The sequence below is a fragment of the Aliarcobacter cryaerophilus ATCC 43158 genome, from assembly GCF_003660105.1.
GTDB lineage: Bacteria > Campylobacterota > Campylobacteria > Campylobacterales > Arcobacteraceae > Aliarcobacter > Aliarcobacter cryaerophilus.
In genome coordinates this window covers 615,023-635,573 of the sequence record NZ_CP032823.1, presented here as the reverse complement: position 1 = coordinate 635,573, position 20,551 = coordinate 615,023, and the positions used below count along the sequence as shown (strand labels likewise).

At 27.4% G+C, this 20,551-nt stretch carries 18 protein-coding genes; 5 read left to right on the top strand and 13 right to left on the bottom strand.

Translation table 11 applies throughout. The features are described 5' to 3' along the window. Positions 1 to 136 precede the first annotated feature (136 nt). The 6 genes from ACRYA_RS03135 to ruvA all read right to left on the bottom strand — a co-directional run bounded on the left by ACRYA_RS03135 (position 137) and on the right by ruvA (position 7,724). Positions 137 to 3,370, bottom strand: a complete 3,234-nt coding sequence (locus tag ACRYA_RS03135) for a type ISP restriction/modification enzyme (protein ID WP_207796765.1) — start codon at positions 3,368 to 3,370, stop codon at positions 137 to 139. A gap of 97 nt (positions 3,371 to 3,467) precedes the next feature. After that, positions 3,468 to 3,956, bottom strand: coding sequence for an HIT family protein (locus tag ACRYA_RS03130; RefSeq protein WP_105916392.1), 489 nt, complete (start codon positions 3,954 to 3,956; stop codon positions 3,468 to 3,470). An 8-nt stretch (positions 3,957 to 3,964) separates the two neighbouring features. Beyond that, complete coding sequence (locus tag ACRYA_RS03125) at positions 3,965 to 5,401, bottom strand: Mur ligase family protein (protein ID WP_105916393.1); 1,437 nt, start codon at positions 5,399 to 5,401, stop codon at positions 3,965 to 3,967. Continuing rightward, positions 5,388 to 6,107, bottom strand: coding sequence for an EstV family lipase (estV, locus tag ACRYA_RS03120; protein ID WP_105916394.1), 720 nt, complete (start codon positions 6,105 to 6,107; stop codon positions 5,388 to 5,390). Before estV ends, ACRYA_RS03125 begins: the two co-directional genes overlap by 14 nt. Before the next feature lie 2 nt (positions 6,108 to 6,109). After that, the gene (locus tag ACRYA_RS03115) at positions 6,110 to 7,150 is read right to left on the bottom strand and encodes a D-alanine--D-alanine ligase (protein ID WP_105916395.1); all 1,041 of its coding nucleotides are present in this window, start codon (positions 7,148 to 7,150) and stop codon (positions 6,110 to 6,112) included. A gap of 16 nt (positions 7,151 to 7,166) precedes the next feature. Next, complete coding sequence (ruvA, locus tag ACRYA_RS03110) at positions 7,167 to 7,724, bottom strand: Holliday junction branch migration protein RuvA (protein ID WP_105916396.1); 558 nt, start codon at positions 7,722 to 7,724, stop codon at positions 7,167 to 7,169. Between the two features lie 131 nt (positions 7,725 to 7,855). Here ruvA and ACRYA_RS03105 point away from each other — a divergent pair, with 131 nt between their 5' ends. Then, a complete protein-coding gene (locus ACRYA_RS03105; protein ID WP_105916397.1) occupies positions 7,856 to 10,039 on the top strand; it encodes a methyl-accepting chemotaxis protein in 2,184 nt (727 codons plus the stop codon). 25 nt (positions 10,040 to 10,064) lie between these two features. Here the strand turns inward: ACRYA_RS03105 and ACRYA_RS03100 are convergent, their stop codons facing one another. From ACRYA_RS03100 to ACRYA_RS03080, 5 genes are read right to left on the bottom strand one after another with little or no spacing between them, the layout of a single operon-like run. Next, the gene (locus ACRYA_RS03100) at positions 10,065 to 10,421 is read right to left on the bottom strand and encodes a hypothetical protein (RefSeq protein ID WP_105916398.1); all 357 of its coding nucleotides are present in this window, start codon (positions 10,419 to 10,421) and stop codon (positions 10,065 to 10,067) included. A 55-nt stretch (positions 10,422 to 10,476) separates the two neighbouring features. Continuing rightward, entirely contained in the window at positions 10,477 to 11,538 is a 1,062-nt protein-coding gene (gene truD, locus ACRYA_RS03095; protein ID WP_105916399.1) for a tRNA pseudouridine(13) synthase TruD, read from the bottom strand. 32 nt (positions 11,539 to 11,570) lie between these two features. Continuing rightward, positions 11,571 to 12,413, bottom strand: a complete 843-nt coding sequence (locus tag ACRYA_RS03090) for a thiamine-phosphate kinase (protein WP_105916400.1) — start codon at positions 12,411 to 12,413, stop codon at positions 11,571 to 11,573. A gap of 48 nt (positions 12,414 to 12,461) precedes the next feature. Beyond that, entirely contained in the window at positions 12,462 to 13,109 is a 648-nt protein-coding gene (gene nth / locus ACRYA_RS03085) for an endonuclease III (RefSeq protein ID WP_105916401.1), read from the bottom strand. After that, a complete protein-coding gene (locus tag ACRYA_RS03080; protein ID WP_105916402.1) occupies positions 13,106 to 13,516 on the bottom strand; it encodes a hypothetical protein in 411 nt (136 codons plus the stop codon). Before ACRYA_RS03080 ends, nth begins: the two co-directional genes overlap by 4 nt. A gap of 131 nt (positions 13,517 to 13,647) precedes the next feature. On the opposite strand from ACRYA_RS03080, the gene ACRYA_RS03075 reads away from it, so the two are divergent. Beyond that, positions 13,648 to 15,648 carry a TonB-dependent receptor gene (locus tag ACRYA_RS03075; protein ID WP_105916403.1) on the top strand — a complete coding sequence of 667 codons (2,001 nt, stop codon included), beginning with the start codon at positions 13,648 to 13,650 and terminating at the stop codon, positions 15,646 to 15,648. 50 nt (positions 15,649 to 15,698) lie between these two features. On the opposite strand, the gene ACRYA_RS03070 is transcribed toward ACRYA_RS03075, so the two are convergent. Further along, complete coding sequence (locus tag ACRYA_RS03070) at positions 15,699 to 16,607, bottom strand: chemotaxis protein CheV (protein ID WP_105916404.1); 909 nt, start codon at positions 16,605 to 16,607, stop codon at positions 15,699 to 15,701. A 42-nt stretch (positions 16,608 to 16,649) separates the two neighbouring features. Then, positions 16,650 to 17,318, bottom strand: a complete 669-nt coding sequence (locus ACRYA_RS03065) for a tRNA threonylcarbamoyladenosine dehydratase (protein WP_105916405.1) — start codon at positions 17,316 to 17,318, stop codon at positions 16,650 to 16,652. A gap of 61 nt (positions 17,319 to 17,379) precedes the next feature. Between ACRYA_RS03065 and greA the strand changes: the two genes are divergently transcribed. Genes greA through uvrB form a run of 3 tightly spaced genes read left to right on the top strand, consistent with a single transcriptional unit; the run spans position 17,380 to position 20,548 of the window. Continuing rightward, complete coding sequence (gene greA / locus ACRYA_RS03060) at positions 17,380 to 17,865, top strand: transcription elongation factor GreA (RefSeq protein WP_105916448.1); 486 nt, start codon at positions 17,380 to 17,382, stop codon at positions 17,863 to 17,865. Between the two features lie 2 nt (positions 17,866 to 17,867). After that, positions 17,868 to 18,566, top strand: a complete 699-nt coding sequence (locus tag ACRYA_RS03055; RefSeq protein WP_105916406.1) for a UDP-2,3-diacylglucosamine diphosphatase — start codon at positions 17,868 to 17,870, stop codon at positions 18,564 to 18,566. 8 nt (positions 18,567 to 18,574) lie between these two features. After that, complete coding sequence (uvrB, locus tag ACRYA_RS03050) at positions 18,575 to 20,548, top strand: excinuclease ABC subunit UvrB (protein ID WP_105916407.1); 1,974 nt, start codon at positions 18,575 to 18,577, stop codon at positions 20,546 to 20,548. Positions 20,549 to 20,551: the final 3 nt, after the last annotated feature.

Genomic DNA, 20,551 nt, shown 5'->3' with positions numbered 1-20,551 from the left:
AGTGGACGCGGATTATAACTTAAGTGCGGTTAAATGTCAATAATTATGGGACTTTTGGAAATAAATTATTAAATTTATTTCCTTTAATAAAGGAATAAAGTAGTGGTATTAGCTACTTAACAAGCTATAATTAAGCTTATAAATGAGCAATCTTATCTATAGATTTCATAATATTGTTTGTCATATAAAGTGCATTTATAACGCGATTATAGTGCTTCATATCGGCTCTGTTTAGTGTTCTTCCCACTCTATCTTTTAACCACTTTTGAGCAGGTTGATAACCACCTATATAAAACTCCCATGCAACCAAAGGAATATTTATAATACTAATTTCATCATTTAATCTAAGCTCTACCTGAGAATTTTCTACACTAAAATCTTTTTTATTTAGACTATTTTTGATAAGTAGTTCGCCCTCACCTTTTATATCTATGATCCTTTCATCTAAACTTGTATCTTCTAGTAAATGTAAGCTTCTTAATTTTCCTCCCAAACTAACCAGTTGCCAAAAAGTTTCAGGCTTTGGATATGGAACTCTTGGGAAGTCTATTTTTAGAAACTCTTTGTATTTTTCTCTATAATTTGGACTATGTAAAACTGCATAAATATAATCAAACAAATCAAGAGCTTGAAACTCTTTTTTTGGAAGTAAATCTTCAGTTCCATCTATTTTTTCTTTTGGAAGTAAAACTTCAGTCCCACCAGTTTTTTCTAGTGATTGGACTAAAGTCAAATTTCCGAAATTAAGATTTAAACTCTTCTCTATATCTTTTATAATTTCCATATTGAAATTTGGTATTGGTTCATTTGTTAGAGAGTTTTCATCTGGGTATAAATATAATGGGAAAGTATATGGATTTGCATTTGCTGTTTCTGTTATATGTAAATCATTCATAACTTTTGTAATAAATGTATGTTGATAATTTTCTGTTTGACATTGTCTATTTGTAATAAGTCCAATATTATCTTTAGTAAAATGTTTCATTACATTTTCTCTACTTCTTTCAATAAAACTACTACTATAATAAATATATCTAATATCAAAAGTTCTATACGAATAAGGTTTAATAAAAGAAAAATTTAAAGTTGATATTTCTTTTATTTTATCAATTTTGAAACTACTATTTTCTTTTACTTTCATTATATTTTGAACATATGCTTTATCATTATCAAAAAATTCTTGAAGTTTAGACTCTAATTTTTCTTTATTATCATCAATTACTAAGCCATCCCTAGAAGTTGCAATACCAACACAGTTTAAATGAAAAAAATCTTTTATATAAATATTCTTTTTATATTCATATTCCAAATCAAGGTTTTTGTTAAAGAAATAAAAATCAGGTTCACTATATTTTATTTGTTTAAAATCTAAGCTCTTCAAACTATTTTTATTCAAGAATTCATATTTAAAATCTCTTTTTCCATATAAATCATACATAAAAAGTTCTGCAAGTTTTTTTGATTTAGTTTTTTTCTTAATACCAATTATAATTGCAACACCTTGCATAATATCAAAGACATTTTCATCTTTACTTCCATCTGAACTTACTTCTTTTTTCTTACTATTTCCATGTAAATCTATAATATAAATTTTATCAAATGTACTTAAAAGATGGTATCTCATACCTCTAAAAGTTGGATTATCAATATAACTATGATTTGTAATAAATCCTAAAATTCCCTCTTCATTTTTTTGTATATAACTTTCAGAATATCTTATAAATTTTACATAATCATCATTTAGCCATTTTGAGTTTTTCTCTTGAAGTTTTCTTCCATCACTCTCTTTTTTATAATCTTCAAGTAGTTTATCAATAAAATCATTTTTATTTGAACTCTCTCCACTATATGGTGGATTTCCCATCACAACCATCACAGGCACATCTTTTTTTACTCTATCAGCCTCTTTACTCTCATTTGCCAAATAACTAGCAAAAAGATTTCCAGATGATTCATGATGCTCTTCAAGTGAGTTTGTAAGAAAGATATTAAACCTTTTTTGCTCTTTTGTTGGTTTATATCCAGTTTCAAGAAGAAGTAAATCTAGCTTTAAATGTGCCATAGCATAAGATGCCATAAGAAGTTCAAAACCATTTAGCCTTGGAATTAGATGCTCTTCTACATAAGAGCTCCAACTTCCTCCCCAAAAATCTTTTTTAATAAACTTTATAGTCTCAGCCAAAAATGTTCCAGTTCCTGTTGCTGGGTCAAGAATCTGCACTTTATGAACTTCAATATCTTTTTTTATCTTTTGCCCTGATTTTGTGTAACCTGCGTTTATATCATCTACTTTTATTTTGATTTTTGTCTCATCGCTTAATCCATCACTTAAATCAAACTCATCTTTAAGTACTTCATCACAAGCACGAACTATAAAGTTTACAACAGCTTGTGGAGTGTACCAAACTCCTCTACTTTTTCTAAGTGCTGGGTTGTATTCACTTAAAAAAGTTTCATAAAAGTGAATTATTGGGTCGTTCATTCCACTTTTTTGGCTAAAACCATCTAAAAGTTTTTTAACATCTGTTGCCAAAAATATCTCTGCAAGAGAGTCTATAATCCAAATAATTCTATCATCACACTCAGCACCAGAAACATAGTTAAATAATCCTCTTAAAAATGGATTTGATTTAGGTATTAAAAAAACAGCCTCTTGTCTTGAAAATGTATCCATAGTTGTATCATGAAGTCTTGCTGCAAACATTCCATAAGCAATAGTTTGAGAATAAATATCTGCAAAACTATCAGGTGTAATATCGTGAATTAAAGTAGCTTTAAAAACTTCTAACTGCTCTCTTAAAGAGTTGTTTGCATCGCTTTCATCTTCACTTATTATCGCTCTTTCAATTACATTTTGAAGAAGTCTTGCTTTTCCAGCCATCATTTTCGCTAGTTTACTAGGACTTGTGATTGTTTGTGAGATTTGTGTTGTAAAGCTTTTTATGTTGTTTGTAAATAACAAAAAATTTTCTTCAATAGCAATAATCTTATCATCTACTATTTTTGCTATTTTAATTTTATTTGTAAGTTCGCCACTTTTATAAAACCAAAAATCGATATAATCTGTGATTATAAGATTATCAAGAGCATTTTTATATCTATCAAACTGCTCGGTGTAATCCTTGCTATTTAGTGGTTTGTTTATATCTTTTGCTTCAATATATCCTATTGGAATATCTTTTTTTGTAATACTATAATCAGGAGCTCCAACATTTACTATTCTTGCTGGTTCGTTTGTTACAACTATATCTTTATCATTTATGATTTTGTTTAGTAAATCTTGTAAATCGCCTCTATAGCTGTGTTCTCTTGCATTTCCTGTAGCAAAAAGTCTATTTATGTTTTCTATGTAGTTATTTATTTGTTGCACTTTTATAGTTTCCCCTAAATTCTAAAGTGAATATTCTACTAAAATATATTAAAAGTAAGGTTTTTAATATATTTATAAAAGAGTTTAAAAATAAAATCTATAAAAAATATTTTAAAGCACTAGCTTTTAATTTCTCAAAAATATCATTAAAATCTGCTGGATAAACTCTTGTTTGAGCTATTGTTGTAATAAAATTTGTATCTCCAATCCATCTTGGAACTAAATGATAGTGTATATGTTGTTCTATTCCAGCACCTGCTACTTTTCCTAAATTCATACCAATATTCACACCTTCACATGGCATAACTTCTTTTAAAAGCCTCACTGCTTGTTGTACTCTCATACTCATTTTCAACCAAATAGTTTCATCCAAATCTTCAACATTACAAGTATGAAAATATGGAATAACCATAATATGTCCTGGACTATATGGAAATTTATTCATAACTACATAACAATATTCATCACTAAATATTACTTGTAGTTTTTCATCTTTTAAATTTTCTGCAATATGACAAAAAATACACCCTTTGACTTTTTCATCAGTTACATAATTATATCGCCAAGGGGCATAAATGTGTTCCATTTTTTATCCTATATAAAATTTGGTGCATCATTTGCAAATAATATTAAATCGCCACTTTTTGTAGTTCTTGCTAAAGTTGTTTCTAGCATTGTCTTATCTTTTAGTACAAAAACTTTATCTTCATTTATATTTGCTTTTAAAATATTTGCATTTAAAGTTCCAGTTATTATTATAAAATCAAAAACCTTATCTATTTGTTTTGCTAAAAGAATATTTGCACTATCAGTTGACTCTACAAGTCCTGGAGTTATTATTATTTTTCTTCCATTATAGTTTGAAGAAATATTAATAGCTTCTAACATTCCTTCAAGATTTCCATTAAAAGAGTCATCTATTATAATTTTTCCGTTTGCTTCAATTTTTTGAAGTCTGTGTTCTACTTGTGGTAAAGTTGTTAAAGCTTCATTTATCTCTAAAACACTCATTCCTAAATGAGTTGCTACTAAAACAACTGCTGCTAAATTTATAGCATTGAAACTTCCTAAAATTGGAGCATAAAAATGCTCAATTTTTCCATTTAATTCCATATCAAACCAAAGTCCATCAAGATTACTTTTTACTATATGAAGATTGTTTGGAAACTCCTCTATTTTTTCACTTTGAGTAACATTTGCACTACTATGAACAAATGCTTTTTGTAGTCTTGGAGACAACAAAAGCTCTTTTTTTGTATTTTTAATATTTTCTAAAGTTTTAAAATATTCAATATGCTGTTCTCCAACACTTCCTATAATAGCAATTTGTGGCTCTAAAAAGTTTGCTATCGTTTTTATATCACCTCTTACTCTTGCCCCTGCTTCTGCTATATATATTTGTGTATCTTTTGGTAAATCTTTATTTACATCAAGAACAAGCCCTACAATTGTATTTACACTTCTTGGAGTTTTATATGTTTTGAAGTGATTTTTTAAAACATGATGTAAAAAGTTTTTTATAGATGTTTTTCCATAAGATGCTGTAATTGCAATAATTTTTAAATCTTTGTTTTCTAATAATCTCTTTTTTGCTCTATTTTTAAAAGCTAAAAACAGTATCTTTTCTATAATATTTGAAAAAATTAATGTCACAATAAGAGTTAAAAACAGAGTTACTTTTGCACAAAAATCATCATCTAAACATAATGAAATTTGAGTAAAAAGTGTTATTAGTAAAATAGTCAAAAATCTTTTTACTCTACTTGTAAGAACTAAACTTCTATCAAGTTTTCTATTCCATAAAATAAAGCTTACAAAATATAAAACAAAAAAGTATATATCAAAATATGGGCTAGGAATTAGAAAAAACAGAACTATTGGAGAGATAAAAAATGTTAAATGCCACTGCCATTTGTGGTGTTTAAATATAACTCTGCTTAATTTATAGTTGTACCACTGTAAGTTAGTAATCAAATACCAACCCAAACTAAAACTTAAAACAATTTTAGTAACTATACTAAGATATTCCATTTTCTACTCTTTCACATATATTTTTTGCGTGTTTTAAGAAAAAATAGTGGTCACCACTATATGAAGTAAAAACTGATTTTTTAATCAAACTTGCTATTTTTTCTCCAGATTTTAAAGATGTAGCAATATCATCTTCTCCCCAAAAAATCAAAGCACTATTTTTGAAATTTGAAAAATATGAAGAGAAATCTTCATCTACAACATTTTTAAAAGTAGCATACATATTTTCACTCATTTTATCCACATCTTTACTTCTAAAAACTTTTGTAAAGTTTTTTAAACCTAAACTATTTAAAAGTTTTGCAAAAAATATTTTTATTTTTACCTTTATTGGCTTCTCTTCTAAAATTCCAGCACTACTTAATAGAACTAAATTTTTTGGATCCAATAAAGTAGCTACTTTGCCACCAAAAGAGTGACCAAAAATAACTTTACAATTTGAATTTATAGAGTTTAAAAACTCTTTTGTAATTTTTGAGTAATCATTTGTAGTCAAAACGTAGTTGTTTGGGCTTTTACCAAAACCTGACATATCAAGATAAATATGTCTATAATCTTTTAAATAATTTGAAAACGCACTTTTCATAATATCTTTATTTGAACCCCAACCATGTAAAAACAAAATATCTTCTGTTTTTGTAGTATTAATTAAATCATAAGATAAATCAAAATTTTTACCATCAACTACGATATTTTTAATAGCCAAATTTATTTTCCTTTTGCAACTTGGATTTTATTTACATACTCAAAGTTTATAGGTATCTCTTTTTTTGCAGGAAGAGTTGAAGCAACTTTTGTAAATAAATCTTGGAAATCAGAAAATAAATAGTTTGCCATAGATCCTGGAATTGAATTTATTTCATTTAAATAAACTTTATTATCTATTACAAAAAAATCACATCTTATTATTGAACCTTCAAAAAGTGTGTTATATAAATTCTTGAAACTCTCTTTAATCTCTAAATTTAATTTATCACCCAAATCAACCTCTTTTGCTTTTGAAGTTCTTGAAAAATCTAAATATTTTTTATCAAAATCTAAAAATTCAGCTTTTTGTGGCTCTTCAATAATTGAGAATATAAACTCTCCATTTACTTTTGTTCCAGCTAAATTATACTCTTTAACTCCACTAATAAATGGCTCGATTATAATAGCATCATCAAATTCAAAAGCAACATCAAGTGCATAAGATAACTCTTCTTGACTTTTTACAATAGAAACACCTATAGAACTTCCTAGTTTAACTGGTTTTAAAATAACTGGAAACATATCAACTTTTACACTATCTTTTTTTGTAAAATATTTGTAATCTAATACATTTACTCCAACACTTTTTGCATAACCTTTTGTGATGAATTTATTTGAACTAACAACACAAGCTTCAGTTCTTGGAGCTATAAAAGGGATATTATAGAAATCCAAAATAGATGATAAAACTCCATCTTCTCCATCTCCACCATGAGATAGATTTAAAACTACATCAAAATCTATATTTTGTTCTTTTTTAAAAAATCCAGAAATTTTATAAAAACCACCTTTTTTGAAATAAACTTTATCAAATTTTTTATACTCTCCACTACTAAAAAGTTTTGAATTTATCTTCTGTGTTGGAATTTCATAAATATCTCTTTTTGCATCAATATAAAAATATATCAACTCATCTTTTAAAACATCTTTCATAGCAATAGAACTCACTATTGAAATCTCATGCTCAAAACTCAAACCACCAAAAAGTATTGCTATTTTCATAATTATTTCCCTTTATCTATTTTTGTAATTTTCTAAGTGCTTCACGAACTAACTCAGCTGTAGTAGTGCTTGTACAAGATTTTAAAATTGTTGTCACAATATCTTTTTTAAATCCTAAACTTTCCAAAGCCAACGAAGCTTCAATATTTATATTTGTCGCTTCATCATTACTTGCTCCATCTACAATAAAACCACTAAGCTCAACCAAAATTCTACTTGCACCCTTTGGTCCAATTCCTGGAACTCTTTTTAGCATATTTACATCATTTGAAGTAACAATTTGGGCAAATGAACTAGGAGTAAATGTTGAACAAATTGCAAGTGCTACTTTTGGACCAACTCCATTTATTTTTATAACTGTATCAAATAATTTTTTCTCATTACTATCCAAAAAACCATATAAGTTGTGTGCATCTTCTCTTATTATCTCCGTTATTTCAAGAGTTATTTCATCTGAAATAATTTTTGAACTACAATTTAAAGATACAAAAACTTCATATATAACACCACCAACATTAAGCTGAAGCGATGTTGGTTCTTTTTTAACAACTCTACCAACTAATCCTACTATCACTATGTTCTCACTTTATTTTTTATTATCATTTTTATAAAGAGTGCTTAATTTAGAAAACTAAACTCCTATTTAATACTTTTTAAATATTTTAAAGTATATAATAATTCCACTTAAAAAATAAGGGTTTTAATATGCTTGATTTTATAACAAAAAAGATTAGCAGCAAGATTATATTTGCACTATTTTTACTGATGTCTATTAGCAGTTTAGTTATAGTTTATTCTACTACAACAAAAGTTACAAAAGATTCAATAGCAAATGCAAAAGATAGTTTAGAAATGTTAAATGCTTCCATATTTCAAACCTTAAGAAATACAATGAATACTGGAGATCCAGCACTTATCCAAAAAGCAGAAAATGAAGCAAGAGAAATAAGAGGTGTAAAAAATCTAACAGTCGCAAAAAGTAGAGAACTAATGGAGCTATACTCTGTTGATACTCCATTTACAGATGACCCACAAATATTAAAAAGTTTTGATTCAAAAGAGAATCAAATAATTCAAACAAATGATGAAAATGGTCATACTATAAGAATGATAAAACCAATGATTGCTACACCTGAATGTATGGCTTGTCATGCAAATCAAAATGTAGGAGATGTAATTGGAGTTATGGACCTTACTTTTTCTCTTGAAGAGACAGACAAAAGAATTCAATCACTTCTAAAAGAGATCTCTTTTACTTCTGCTATTTTAGGATTACTTACAATTATTTTAATATTTTTTATCGTAAAAAAAGCAACAAACTCTATAGAGATATTAAAAGAAGGTTTTAGTAATCTACTTCATTCAAATGATACAAATATTACTTTGAAAGTAAAATCTAATGATGAGATAGGAGATGTTGCAGCACTTTTCAACTCTTATATGGATAAAGTAAGAGAAGGTTTAAAACAAGATGAAATTGTAATTGAAGAAGCAAATGATGTAATAGAAAAAACTGCAAATGGGTTTTTTGTATATAAAGTTCATAATACAGCTTCAAATCATCATGTTGAAGATTTAAAAAATAAACTAAATGTTATGATTGAAAAAACAAAAGATACTCTTGATAATATAAATGAAGCATTAAGACAATATGCTGAATCAAAATATGATTATGTATTAAAAGATGATACTATTTTTGGAAATTTAGGCTCACTTACTAGTGGAATAAATCTAGTAGGAAATAATACATCAGAACTTTTAGCTATTGTTATGAATACTGGAAATAGTTTAAAAAATAGTACTCAAACACTTTCAGATACATCTTTGGAACTTAAAAGTTCTTCAAGCAAACAAGCTGCTAGTCTTGAAGAAACTGCAGCTGCTCTTGAAGAGATAACAGCAACAATTCAAGCAAATACTCAATCAACAATAAAAATGTCAAAACTGGCTCAAGAGCTAAGTGTTTCAGCACAAAAAGGTCAAGAATTGGCAAATCAAACTGCTAAATCTATGGATGATATTAATAAAGAAGTTAGCTCTATAAATGAAGCTATTGAGGTAATAGATCAAATAGCATTCCAAACAAATATTCTTTCATTAAATGCAGCCGTTGAAGCTGCAACTGCGGGAGAAGCAGGAAAAGGATTTGCAGTTGTTGCTGGAGAAGTTAGAAATTTGGCAAATAGAAGTGCTCAAGCTGCAAAAGAGATAAAAGATATAGTTGAAAAAGCAAGTTCAAAAGCAAACAATGGAAAAAGTATTGCAAATAATATGATAGATGGTTACTCTGAGTTAAATAGTAGTATTTCAAATACTTTAGTAACTATAGAGAATGTTGCAACTGCTTCAAAAGAGCAAGAAAGTGGTATTTTACAAATCAATGATGCAATTAGCTCTTTAGATGCTTCAACACAAAAAAATGCTCAAGTAGCTGAGCAAATATCTAATATGGCAACTTCTATTGCTTATACATCAAATTATTTAGTAACTGCTTCTTCAAGAACATCATTTATAAAAGATAGTTTAGATAAAGTTGATAATGTTGATTTAGTATATGATACTGCTTTGCTAAAAACAAATCTTTTAAAGAAAAAAGATGAAGTTTACTCAAAACTAGGAGATTATAAAAACTTTAATGTTATTGATGATAACTCTATAAAAGATTGGTTAAATTCAAACGATAATGCAAGTAAAATATTAGATAAAAAACTTTTAGAAAATATAAAAGTATTAGATACAACATTTTATAAAAATCTTCAAGACTTAGTAATATCAAACTCAAATGCTGATAAACCAGAAATTTTAAATATAAAAGCAAGTGCAGCTGAAAAGTGTACAACTGAAATATTTAAAAGTTTAGATGATATTAAGTTTAGTAAAAAAAGCTAATAAAACTAAAAAAGCATAAGCTTTTTTAGTTATTTTGCATACTTTGTATTAAGGCTGCTAACTCATCTTCACTTAGAGAATCTTCTGTAGCATCTATTATTTTTGCACTTGGTGCTAAGTTATATTGAGCTTTATCTATATCATTTTTGTCACAAACAAAATTTACAACTCTCTCAATTTTTTGTCTATGCAAATCTTGTCTTTGTAAAAGTCCATAGATATTTGATAACAAATCTTTAAGCTTTTCCCTTTTATGAATTGGAATTTTAATATTATCTATAATCTTTGAGATTTCATCAGCATTATCAAAAATTCCTTCTGCATCATTTTCTGTCTCTTTGATAACCTCACACAGCTCCGTAATCAGTTCCTCGTATCTCATTTTTATTCCCCTTGTGTAGTTTAAACTTGATACTAGCAAAAAAGCACTTAAAAAATTAGTGTAAAATCTCCGCTATTAACTCCGTAGCATACGAACCTTTTGGAAGATAAAAACTGAGTTCCATATGATTTTTGTCCTCTTTATAATTACTTTGCAAATTTTCTGGAAAAACAAAAGCAAATCTTCTAGCTCCATCTTCATTCATTTGTACTTCAAAATCTTTTTCAATATCATATGCAAGACCTTCTGATCTTTTTACTCTTTTTCCAGATAAAAGACCTGTTGGAACTCTATCTTTTTCAAAGAATTTTTGACTTTCAGTTTCTAAATCATCAATTATAAAAATCTTTCCAAATGGATAATGGCTTAATAAATCACCAGTTAATATTTTAAAAGGATGTGGTTGTTTTTTAGCTCTTTTTACCTCATCAAGTGGAAAATTTAGTTTTTCACAAATCTCTTTTGGCTCAAAAGCTTCAATTAACTTTGATATTTCTATTCTTTTTGATAACCATGAATTAAAAAGATAACTTTGATAAGCATTTATAAACATCTGCTTTAAATTTCTATTTCTCTCTTTTAAAGTTCCTTCAACTATCTCTTTTCCTTTTTTATAATTCTCTCCATCTATTCCGAATCTTTGGAAGCCAAAATAGTTTGGCATTCCAAAAACTGCAATTTTCGAAAATGCCTCTTCTATTTTTTGTTTTTCAACAAGTCCAACTCTTTTTAATCTTATAAAAAAGTTGTTTCCTTTTAAATGCCCTATTTTTATCTTATTATTGTGATAAGTTGTTTCAAGAATCTTAATATTTTCATGAGTAAAACTTTTCAAAGCATCTTCATATTTTCTATGTACAGAAATATGTTGAACTGTCATTGCATTTTTATCTTTAAGTCCAGCATATCCAAACTCTCTAGTACTACATTTTAAATAATTTGCCAAAATTTCTATGGCATCCCAAGTAGCTAAATCTTTTTTTCTAAGTTTTAAAATAAGGTGTTCACCTTCATTACTAAAATCATAAAGTGGTACTTCATTTACGACAAAATCATCTTTACTTTGCTTAAAATATACATCAATTTGTGAGTGATTTAGAAATCTTTGTGCTTTCAATTATTATCCTTTTATTAAGTTTTATATTTTTTTTAATCTTTAAAATGATGGTTTGAAAAACTACTTTTGTAGCTTCCTATTACTGCTTTTGCAAAAATATTTAATTTTATTTCATATTTTTTTGCAATATTTCCTATCTTTTTTAAATTTTTTTGATTACAAGAAAAAAGTATTTCATACTCTTCACCTGAAATTCCAACTTCTTCTTTTATCTCTTTAAAAAATTCAAATCCAACATTTGAAGAGTTTGAAAGTTTTTCTAAATCTAAAAAAAGACCATCTGAAATATCCATTGAAGCATTTATATATTTTGATGCTTCATAAAAAAAATCTGATCTTAAAGTTGGTTTTATAAATTTTGAAGACTTTTTTATCTTTTTTCCAGATAAAAGAGTCTCTAAATCTCTTTTACAAGAACCAAGTTTCCCAGTATAACAAAGATAATCACCCTCTTTTACACCATTTCTGAAAATAGGATTTTTTGTCTTTGAAACTATTGTTATACTAATATCTAGTTTTGAATTTTCAATAGTATCCCCACCAATAATTTCAAAATCAAAATCACTTGCAGCTTTTTTAAAACCACTTGCAAGCTCTTCTAAATCTTTATTTGTATAACTTTTTGGAATTGCTATTGAAATAAGTGCATATTTTGGTTTTGCATTCATAGCTATTGCATCTGAAATATTCACAAGCATTGACTTATAAGCTATTTGCTTTAGGCTAATAAAATTTTTATCTATCCAATCTTTTTTGAAGTGCACATTTTCAAAGAAAGCATCTTGTGAGTAAACATACCCATCTATAAATGCTCCATCATCACCATTGTATTTGCTATTTGATATTTGTTTTATAAAAAAATCTTCTTTATTCATAAGGCGAAGTGTATCAAAGTTTTGCAAAATATATTTAGATTTTATAATTTAGCTAGGCTTAAAACTACTTTTTGTTTTACAAACTTCTGGGAAGTAGCATTTATCACACTCTGGTTTAATTGCCTTACAAATATATCTTCCAAACAAAACCATAGCTTGATGAAAAATATGTAAATCATCACCTTTTAGTTTTTTTACTAAATCAGCTTCAGTTTTTTCTACATTTTTTGCATCACTAAGTCCCAATCTATGAGAAACTCTAAAAACATGTGTATCAACAGCCATAAGATTCTCTTGCTTATATTCAATCATAAAAACATTTGCTGTTTTATTTCCTACACCTGCAAGTTTCATAAGCTCTTTTTGATCATGTGGAATATTTCCACCATAATTTTCAATAACACTTCTTGCCATTTTAATAATATTTTGAGCTTTATTATTAAAAAATGAACAAGAATTTATAAGTTTTTTTACATCATCAAGATTTGCAAGGCTTAGGTCAAAAACCGTTGGATATTTTTCAAACAAAGCTGGAGTTATTATATTTACTCTTTTATCTGTGCATTGAGCAGATAAAATTATAGCAATTAAAAGTTCATAATCATTTTTATAATTAAGCTCTGTAACAGCATCACTATAATGCTCTATAAATGCTTCTTTTATAATATTTATATCATCTTTTGTTGCTTTTTTCACTTTTTAAAGCACTCCTCTTTTAAACTATTAAAGTTTACAAAAATATACTCATTTTTTATTTTATTAATTTCAACATTGCTTAGAGTACATAAAAATTCATTCTCTTCTTTTAAAACTGTGTAGATAAATTTATATACAAATTTATCTTTACTACTTACAACTTTATTATTTAGAAGCTCGTAATCTAAGCTTTTTATTGTAGTTTTGTACTCTTGCTCATATTTTTCAATAAACATATTTGGAAGATAATTTTCTTGTTTATTTTCATAATATAAAAAGGCAATTGTTGCCAAAAAAATCGTTGCTAAAAATATAATAAACTCTCTTTTTTCAAATTTATCATTTACTTTATAAATAATAACTGTAGCAATTATAAGTAAAAGTGAAATTGTAATAATAATCTGCATTTTAAACCTTTTTTTCTAATTAATTTGTAATGAAATACGATTATATCAAAGCTTTGCAAAATTTATAAATAATTAATAAAAAATTAACACATCTTTGCAATACTTCTAAAATTTTTAAAAAGGGAAAAATTATGAATGTAAAAAAAATTACTCTATTATCATTTGTTGTTGCTACAGTTTTAAATGCAAATGAAGCAACAACTTTAAACGAGATAACTATAGTAGAAAAATCAAACTCAAAACTTATAAAAGATATAAATAGTGAAGAGCTAAAAAGTGCTGATTTAGCTGAAGCTTTAACTAAAAACTCTGCTAACATTTCAGTTGTAAGAAGAAATGGAATTGCAAATGATATTATTTTACGAGGTCAAAAAAAAGATAATATTAATATCTTAATAGATAATGCAAAAATATATGGAGCTTGTCCAAATAGAATGGATCCACCAACTTCTCATGTGGTTACAAATAATATTAAAAGTGTAAAGATTATAGAAGGACCTTTTGATGTTGAAAATTTTGGAACTCTAAGTGGTCTTGTAAAAGTTGAAACAAAAGATCCAAAAGAGGGATTTCATGGTGAATTAAATTTAAATGCTGGAAGTTTTAACTATAAAAAAGCAAGTGCAACAATTGAAGGTGGAAATGACAAAGTAAAAGCATTAATATCAGCTTCAACAGAAGAGAGCAAAGCATATAAAGATGGAAATGGTGATAACTTTTTAGAACAACAAAGAAAAAGAGGAGTTCCTCTTGCAACTCAATATAGAGGTAGTAACAGTGATGCATTTGAAAAAAATAGTGTTTTAACAAAACTTCAATTTAATATTACAGATGATCAAGATTTAAGACTATCTTACACTGCAAATAGAAGTGATGGTATTTTATATCCAGCTGGTCCAATGGATGCTGATTGGGATGATAGTGATATTTATACACTAGGTTATACAATAAGAGATTTAGGTGCTTTTTCAAAACAGCTAGATTTAGATTACTACTACTCAAAAGTTGATCATCCTATGAGTGGGAAACTAAGAAATGGAAATGGAACTTCATACATGACAAACCATTTAAAAACTTCTATTTGGGGAACAACAGTTAAAAACTCTTTAGAAGTTGCAGATTCTTTAGTAACAGTTGGGCTTGATACAAGTGTTAGAAACTGGAGAGGTCAAATGCACTCTACAATCATAGCTACAGGTGTAGTTACTCCAAATGCTACAATGAATAGAATGTATGATACTGATACTACAAACAAAGCAATTTTTACAAAAGTTGAAAAATCTTTTGGAAACTTAGATTTAGAAGCTGGTTTAAGATATGACAATACAAATATAGATACGCAAAGACCAAATGTAGATGATAAAAAATATAATAGCTTAAATGGATATATTTTCACAGCTTATAATTTTGATGAGCAAAGTAAAGTTTTTGCAGGAGTTGGTAAATCTTCAAGAGTTCCAGATGCTAGAGAACTTTATCAATTAGGAGCAACTGGTGTAACAAATGCTACTTCAAATCCAAATTTAGATCAAACAAAAAACTATGAAGTAGATTTAGGGTTTGAAAAAACTATTGGTAATTTTTATATAAAACCAAAAATTTTCTACTCTGTTTTAAAAGATTATATCTATAATAGTACAATTGGAACTAATAGAACACAATTTCAAAATATTGATGCAAAAATTTATGGATTTGATATAAGTGGTCACTACTATTTTACAGATAATTTTGCCTTTGATTATGGAGTTGCTTACCAAAGAGGTAAAAAAGATGGAAACTTTGAAGATAAAGATTTAGCTGAAATTCCGCCTTTAAAAGCAAATTTGGGTTTAAGTTATGAATATGAAAAATCTAAATTTAAAGCAGAAGTTGTAGCAGTTGATAAATGGAGTAAATTTGATAATAGTGCAAAAGAGCAAGAAATAGCTGGATATGCTGTTACAAACTTAAAATATACTCAAGAGTTATTTAAACATTTTGAACTAACTTTAGGAGTTGATAATCTTTTTGATAAAGTTTATAACTCTACAAATACTTATCAAGATGTTAGATATGTTGAAGTTGGTGGTGAACAAATACTATTTAATGATCCAGGGAGATATGGATATGTTAATATAAAGTATAGTTTTTAATTAAATAATAAAAAAGCTAGAAATTCTAGCTTTTTTTGATAGAGTTTTGATTATCTAATAAGAAGTTTGTTTGTAATAGTGTATAATGCATTAATATCAGTTTTTCCAACAAATCCATCTATTCCTATTTGAGTCATTTTACCTTTTACTGCATCTGTTGTCATTGAAGAATTTACAACAACTGGAATATGCTCATATTTACTATTACTTTTTATAAAAGAGGCAACCTGATATCCATCAGTTCCTGGCATTTCTATATCTGTTATTACCAAACCTATTTTTTCAGGATCAAGCTCTTCGATTCTATCTATAAGCTCTCCACCATTTGGATATATTTCATACTCAACTTCTATTTGACTAAAAAATTTGTGTAAAACTTCTCTTGCAACTGCTGAATCTTCAGCTGCAAGTATCTTTTTAGAAGAGTGGATTTTCCCCTCAACATATTTTTTAATATCTCTTCCACCATCATCCGTCCACTTAATATCTCTTAAAAGTTGCTCAGCATTAAAAACTGTACAAAGCTCATCTTTGTTGTTCACTTTTACATATGTTGTGTAAGTTATTTTTGAGTTTGTTTCTTCTGTATGTCTTAACTCTTGAGTTGTTTTTTCAACAATATCAAGCATATCTTTTACTAAAAAACCTATTTTTTTATGATTAAATTCACAAAAAATAATAAGCTTATAGTCTTGAGTATCAAATGGTTTAAGCCCTAACCATGCATCAAGATTTATTAAAGTAACTGGTTCCCCTCTTATTGTAGCAATTCCTGCAATTATATTTGTATCTTTTGGAGTATCATTTATAGCAACCTCTTCAGTTATTATAAAAGCTTTAACTTTAGCTATGTTTATTGCATAAATATTATTATGACCAGTGTAAAATACTGCTAACTGTTGAACATTTCGTAAATGTCCCTGTGTCATTTGTTCAACACTACCACCAATACCGCTCATGAAAATCCTTTTTTAGTGTAAAGTCAATTATTATATATCTTTTTAACTTTGACTATCTTTAACTAAACTTAGCTTTTTTACAATTTTTTGAATAGTCACAGATGCCATCATAAGCCCAAAACTTGCAGTTACTCCTTCAAAACTACCTTTGTCTATACAAAGAGGAGCTTCACTTGAATATATAACTTTAAATTTCTTTTTAAAACCTTGTTTTTTTAGCTCTTCTCTTACTTTTTTAATAAATTTATCATTGTAAGTTTCCCAAATAGAACTATATTTTATTTGTAAAGGATCAATTCTTTTTGCTCCTCCTCCTGTGCTTATTATTTTTGTGAAGTGTTTTTTTATAAGATGAACTTTTGGTTTTACATCGTCTATTGCATCTAAAATATAATCATAAGATGAAAAATCAAAATTATCAATCCATTCAGGTGTTATTTTGACACAAATTGGTGTTACATTTGGATATCTTTCTTTTAAAACTTCAACCTTTTTTCTTCCAATATTCCCATGACTTCCTAATTGTCTATTTTGATTTGAAGCTTCATATTCATCAAAATCAACTATTGTGATATTTGTAACGCCTGTGTTATACAAAGCATCTAGGGCAAAGCTTCCTATTCCACCAACTCCAAAAAGTATTATTTTTGTATCTTGAAACTTTTTAAAAGCATCTTCTCCAAAAAGTATTTTAGTCCTACTGTATTGCATATTTACATCTTCTTTACAAATTTTTGGATATTATAACACAAAAATATTTATGGGAGATGTTATGGACAAAGAACCAATGACACTTGTAGGTTACAATAAAGTAACAAATGATTTAGAGTTTTTAAAAAGCGTTGAGCGACCAGAAACTGTAATTGCACTAGATGAAGCAAGACAACTAGGTGATTTAAAAGAGAATGCTGAGTATCACAGTGCAAAAGAAAAATTAAAACTTATAGATGTTCAAATAGCAGAATTAAGTAACACAATTTCAAAAGCAGTTATAGTTGATCCATCATCTTTATCACACGATAGAGTAAGTTTTGGTTCAACTATAAAGCTAGTAGATGTTGAAACAGATGATGAATTTACTTATACAATAGTTGGTGGAGTTGAGTCAAATGTAGAAAAAGGGCTAATTTCTTTTAACTCACCTTTAGCAAAACAGCTTATGGGAAAAGTTGAAGGAGATGAATTCATTGCAACACTTCCAGGTGGGACTAAAACTTTTGAAATTTTAAAAGTGTATTACAAAGAGTTAGAGCTATAAATTTGAGTTTTATTTTAAAAGATGAGGCTATTTTTATAGCCGATTCTCACTACAATAAGAAAAATCAAGAGTTTAAAATTATCTTAGAGAAAATAAAAAATAGTGAAATATTTTGTAGTCAAATTTTTTTAATGGGTGATAATTTTGACTTTTTATCTTATGAAATAAAATATTTTAAATATAGAAATAAGAATATTATAGAACTTTTAAATACTCTTTCAAATAGTTTTGAGATTTTCTATTTAGAAGGAAATCATGACTACAACCTTTCAAAAATATTTCCAAATATTAAAGTTATAAAAAGAGAAAAACAACCTTTACTTTTGGAATATGAAGATAAAAAAATAGCTTTATCTCATGGTGATAATTTTATAAATTGGCACTATAATCTATATTGTAAGATTATAAGAAATAGCTATTTTCTTTATTTTCTAAATCTTTTAGATATAAATTTTTTTATAAGTAAAAAAATAGAAAAAGCTTTAGAGAATAAAAAAATTTGTCACAATTTAACTTACTTTGAAGAACTTGTAAATAAAAGAGTTAAGAATTATAGTGAAGATATTGTTATTGAAGGGCACTATCATCAGGCAAAATCTTATAAAATAGGAAAGCAAGAATATATAAATATTCCATCTTTGTGTTGTCAAAAAAGTTTTACAAGATTTAAAAATAAAACTTTTTTAAATGAAAATTTATAGGAAAAAAAATGGCAAAATTTGAAGTAGTAAGTGAATATTCTCCAAGTGGAGACCAGCCAAAGGCTATTGAAATTTTATGTAAAAGTATAGAAGAAGGTAACCAGTACAATACACTTTTAGGGGTTACTGGAAGTGGAAAGACTTTTACTATTGCAAAAGTGATTGAAAAAGTTCAAAAACCAACCTTAATAATGACGCACAATAAAACATTAGCTGCTCAATTATATAGTGAATTCAAACAATTTTTTCCAAATAATCATGTTGAATATTTTATATCTTATTATGACTACTATCAACCAGAAGCTTATATTCCAAGAAGCGATCTGTTTATTGAAAAAGATAGCTCAATTAATGAAGAACTAGAGAGACTAAGACTAAGTGCAACTGCTTCTTTACTATCTTTTGATGATGTTATAGTTATTGCATCAGTTTCAGCCAATTATGGTTTAGGAAACCCAACTGAGTATAAGGCAATGGTGCAAAGAGTTGAAGTTGGTTTTTCATATTCTCAAAAAGAGTTTTTATTAAAACTTATAGAGATGGGTTACAAAAGAAATGATAAATTTTTTGATAGGGCTGATTTTAGAGTAAATGGTGATGTTATAGATATTTTTCCTGCATATTATGAAGATGAATTTATAAGAGTTGAGTTTTTTGGAGATGAAGTTGAAACTATATCAAAGCACGAATATTTAACAAATGATAAAATCAAAGAATTAAAAGAGGTAATTATATACTCTGTTAATCCCTTTGTTGTAACACAAGATAATCTTGCACGTGCCGTTAAAGAGATAGAAGAAGATCTTGAAAAAAGATTAAACTATTTTAAAAGTGAAAATAAACTTGTGGAGTATCAAAGACTTAAACAGCGAGTTGAATTTGATTTAGAGATGATTGAAGCAACTGGAATGTGCAAGGGTATTGAGAACTATGCAAGGCACTTAACAGGACAAAAACCAGGAGAAACTCCATATTCTTTACTAGATTATTTTGCTCAAATGGACAAAGATTTTTTACTAGTTGTTGATGAATCACATGTTTCATTACCACAATTTAGAGGAATGCATGCAGCGGATAGAAGTAGAAAAGAGGTTTTAGTAGAGTATGGATTTAGGCTTCCAAGTGCACTTGATAATAGACCTTTAAAATTTGATGAATTTATAAAAAAAGCTCCAAATTATGTATTTGTAAGTGCTACTCCAAATGAGCTTGAACTTGAACTTAGCTCTGCTGTTGCAGAACAAATTATTCGACCAACAGGTCTACTTGACCCTGTTATTGATATTATAGATAGTGAATTTCAAGTAGAAAAACTTCATGACGAAATTAAAAAAGTGACTGCAAAAAATCAAAGAGTTTTAGTCACAGTACTAACTAAAAAGATGGCTGAAGAGTTGGCAAGTTATTATGCTGATTTAGGAATAAAAGTGAAATATATGCATAGTGAAATTGATGCAATTGAGCGAAACCAAATAATAAGGGAACTAAGACTTGGAACTTTTGATGTTTTAATTGGAATAAATCTTTTAAGAGAAGGGCTTGATATTCCAGAAACTTCACTTGTTGCTATTTTAGATGCAGATAAAGAGGGGTTTTTAAGAAGTAAAACTTCACTTATTCAAACTATTGGAAGAGCTGCAAGAAATGAAGAAGGAAGAGTTATATTATTTGCAAAAAGAGTTACAGCTTCTATGCAGTTTGCAATAGATGAAACAAATAGAAGAAGAGAAATTCAAAAAAAACATAATATTGAAAATAATATAACTCCAAAATCAACTACAAGAAAACTAGACCAGAATTTAAAAGTTGAAGAGTACGATACGGTTGCTCTAAAAAAACAGCGACTTGAAAAAATGCCAGCAGGAGAGAGAAAAAAAATCTTAATAGAATTAAATAAACAGATGAAAAAAGCTGCAAGTGATTTAAACTTTGAAGAGGCTATAAGACTTAGGGATGAGATTGCAAAAATTAAAGAGATATAATCA

What these genes read in the sequence shown, in the direction of transcription:
- ACRYA_RS03130 (WP_105916392.1), bottom strand. Translation starts at nt 3,956, where the DNA reads ATGGAACACATTTATGCCCCTTGGCGATATAATTATGTAACTGATGAA.
- ACRYA_RS03125 (WP_105916393.1), bottom strand. Translation starts at nt 5,401, where the DNA reads ATGGAATATCTTAGTATAGTTACTAAAATTGTTTTAAGTTTTAGTTTG.
- ACRYA_RS03115 (WP_105916395.1), bottom strand. Translation starts at nt 7,150, where the DNA reads ATGAAAATAGCAATACTTTTTGGTGGTTTGAGTTTTGAGCATGAGATT.
- ACRYA_RS03105 (WP_105916397.1), top strand. Translation starts at nt 7,856, where the DNA reads ATGCTTGATTTTATAACAAAAAAGATTAGCAGCAAGATTATATTTGCA.
- ACRYA_RS03100 (WP_105916398.1), bottom strand. Translation starts at nt 10,421, where the DNA reads ATGAGATACGAGGAACTGATTACGGAGCTGTGTGAGGTTATCAAAGAG.
- ACRYA_RS03090 (WP_105916400.1), bottom strand. Translation starts at nt 12,413, where the DNA reads ATGAATAAAGAAGATTTTTTTATAAAACAAATATCAAATAGCAAATAC.
- ACRYA_RS03080 (WP_105916402.1), bottom strand. Translation starts at nt 13,516, where the DNA reads ATGCAGATTATTATTACAATTTCACTTTTACTTATAATTGCTACAGTT.
- ACRYA_RS03075 (WP_105916403.1), top strand. Translation starts at nt 13,648, where the DNA reads ATGAATGTAAAAAAAATTACTCTATTATCATTTGTTGTTGCTACAGTT.
- ACRYA_RS03070 (WP_105916404.1), bottom strand. Translation starts at nt 16,607, where the DNA reads ATGAGCGGTATTGGTGGTAGTGTTGAACAAATGACACAGGGACATTTA.
- ACRYA_RS03065 (WP_105916405.1), bottom strand. Translation starts at nt 17,318, where the DNA reads ATGCAATACAGTAGGACTAAAATACTTTTTGGAGAAGATGCTTTTAAA.
- greA (WP_105916448.1), top strand. Translation starts at nt 17,380, where the DNA reads ATGGACAAAGAACCAATGACACTTGTAGGTTACAATAAAGTAACAAAT.
- uvrB (WP_105916407.1), top strand. Translation starts at nt 18,575, where the DNA reads ATGGCAAAATTTGAAGTAGTAAGTGAATATTCTCCAAGTGGAGACCAG.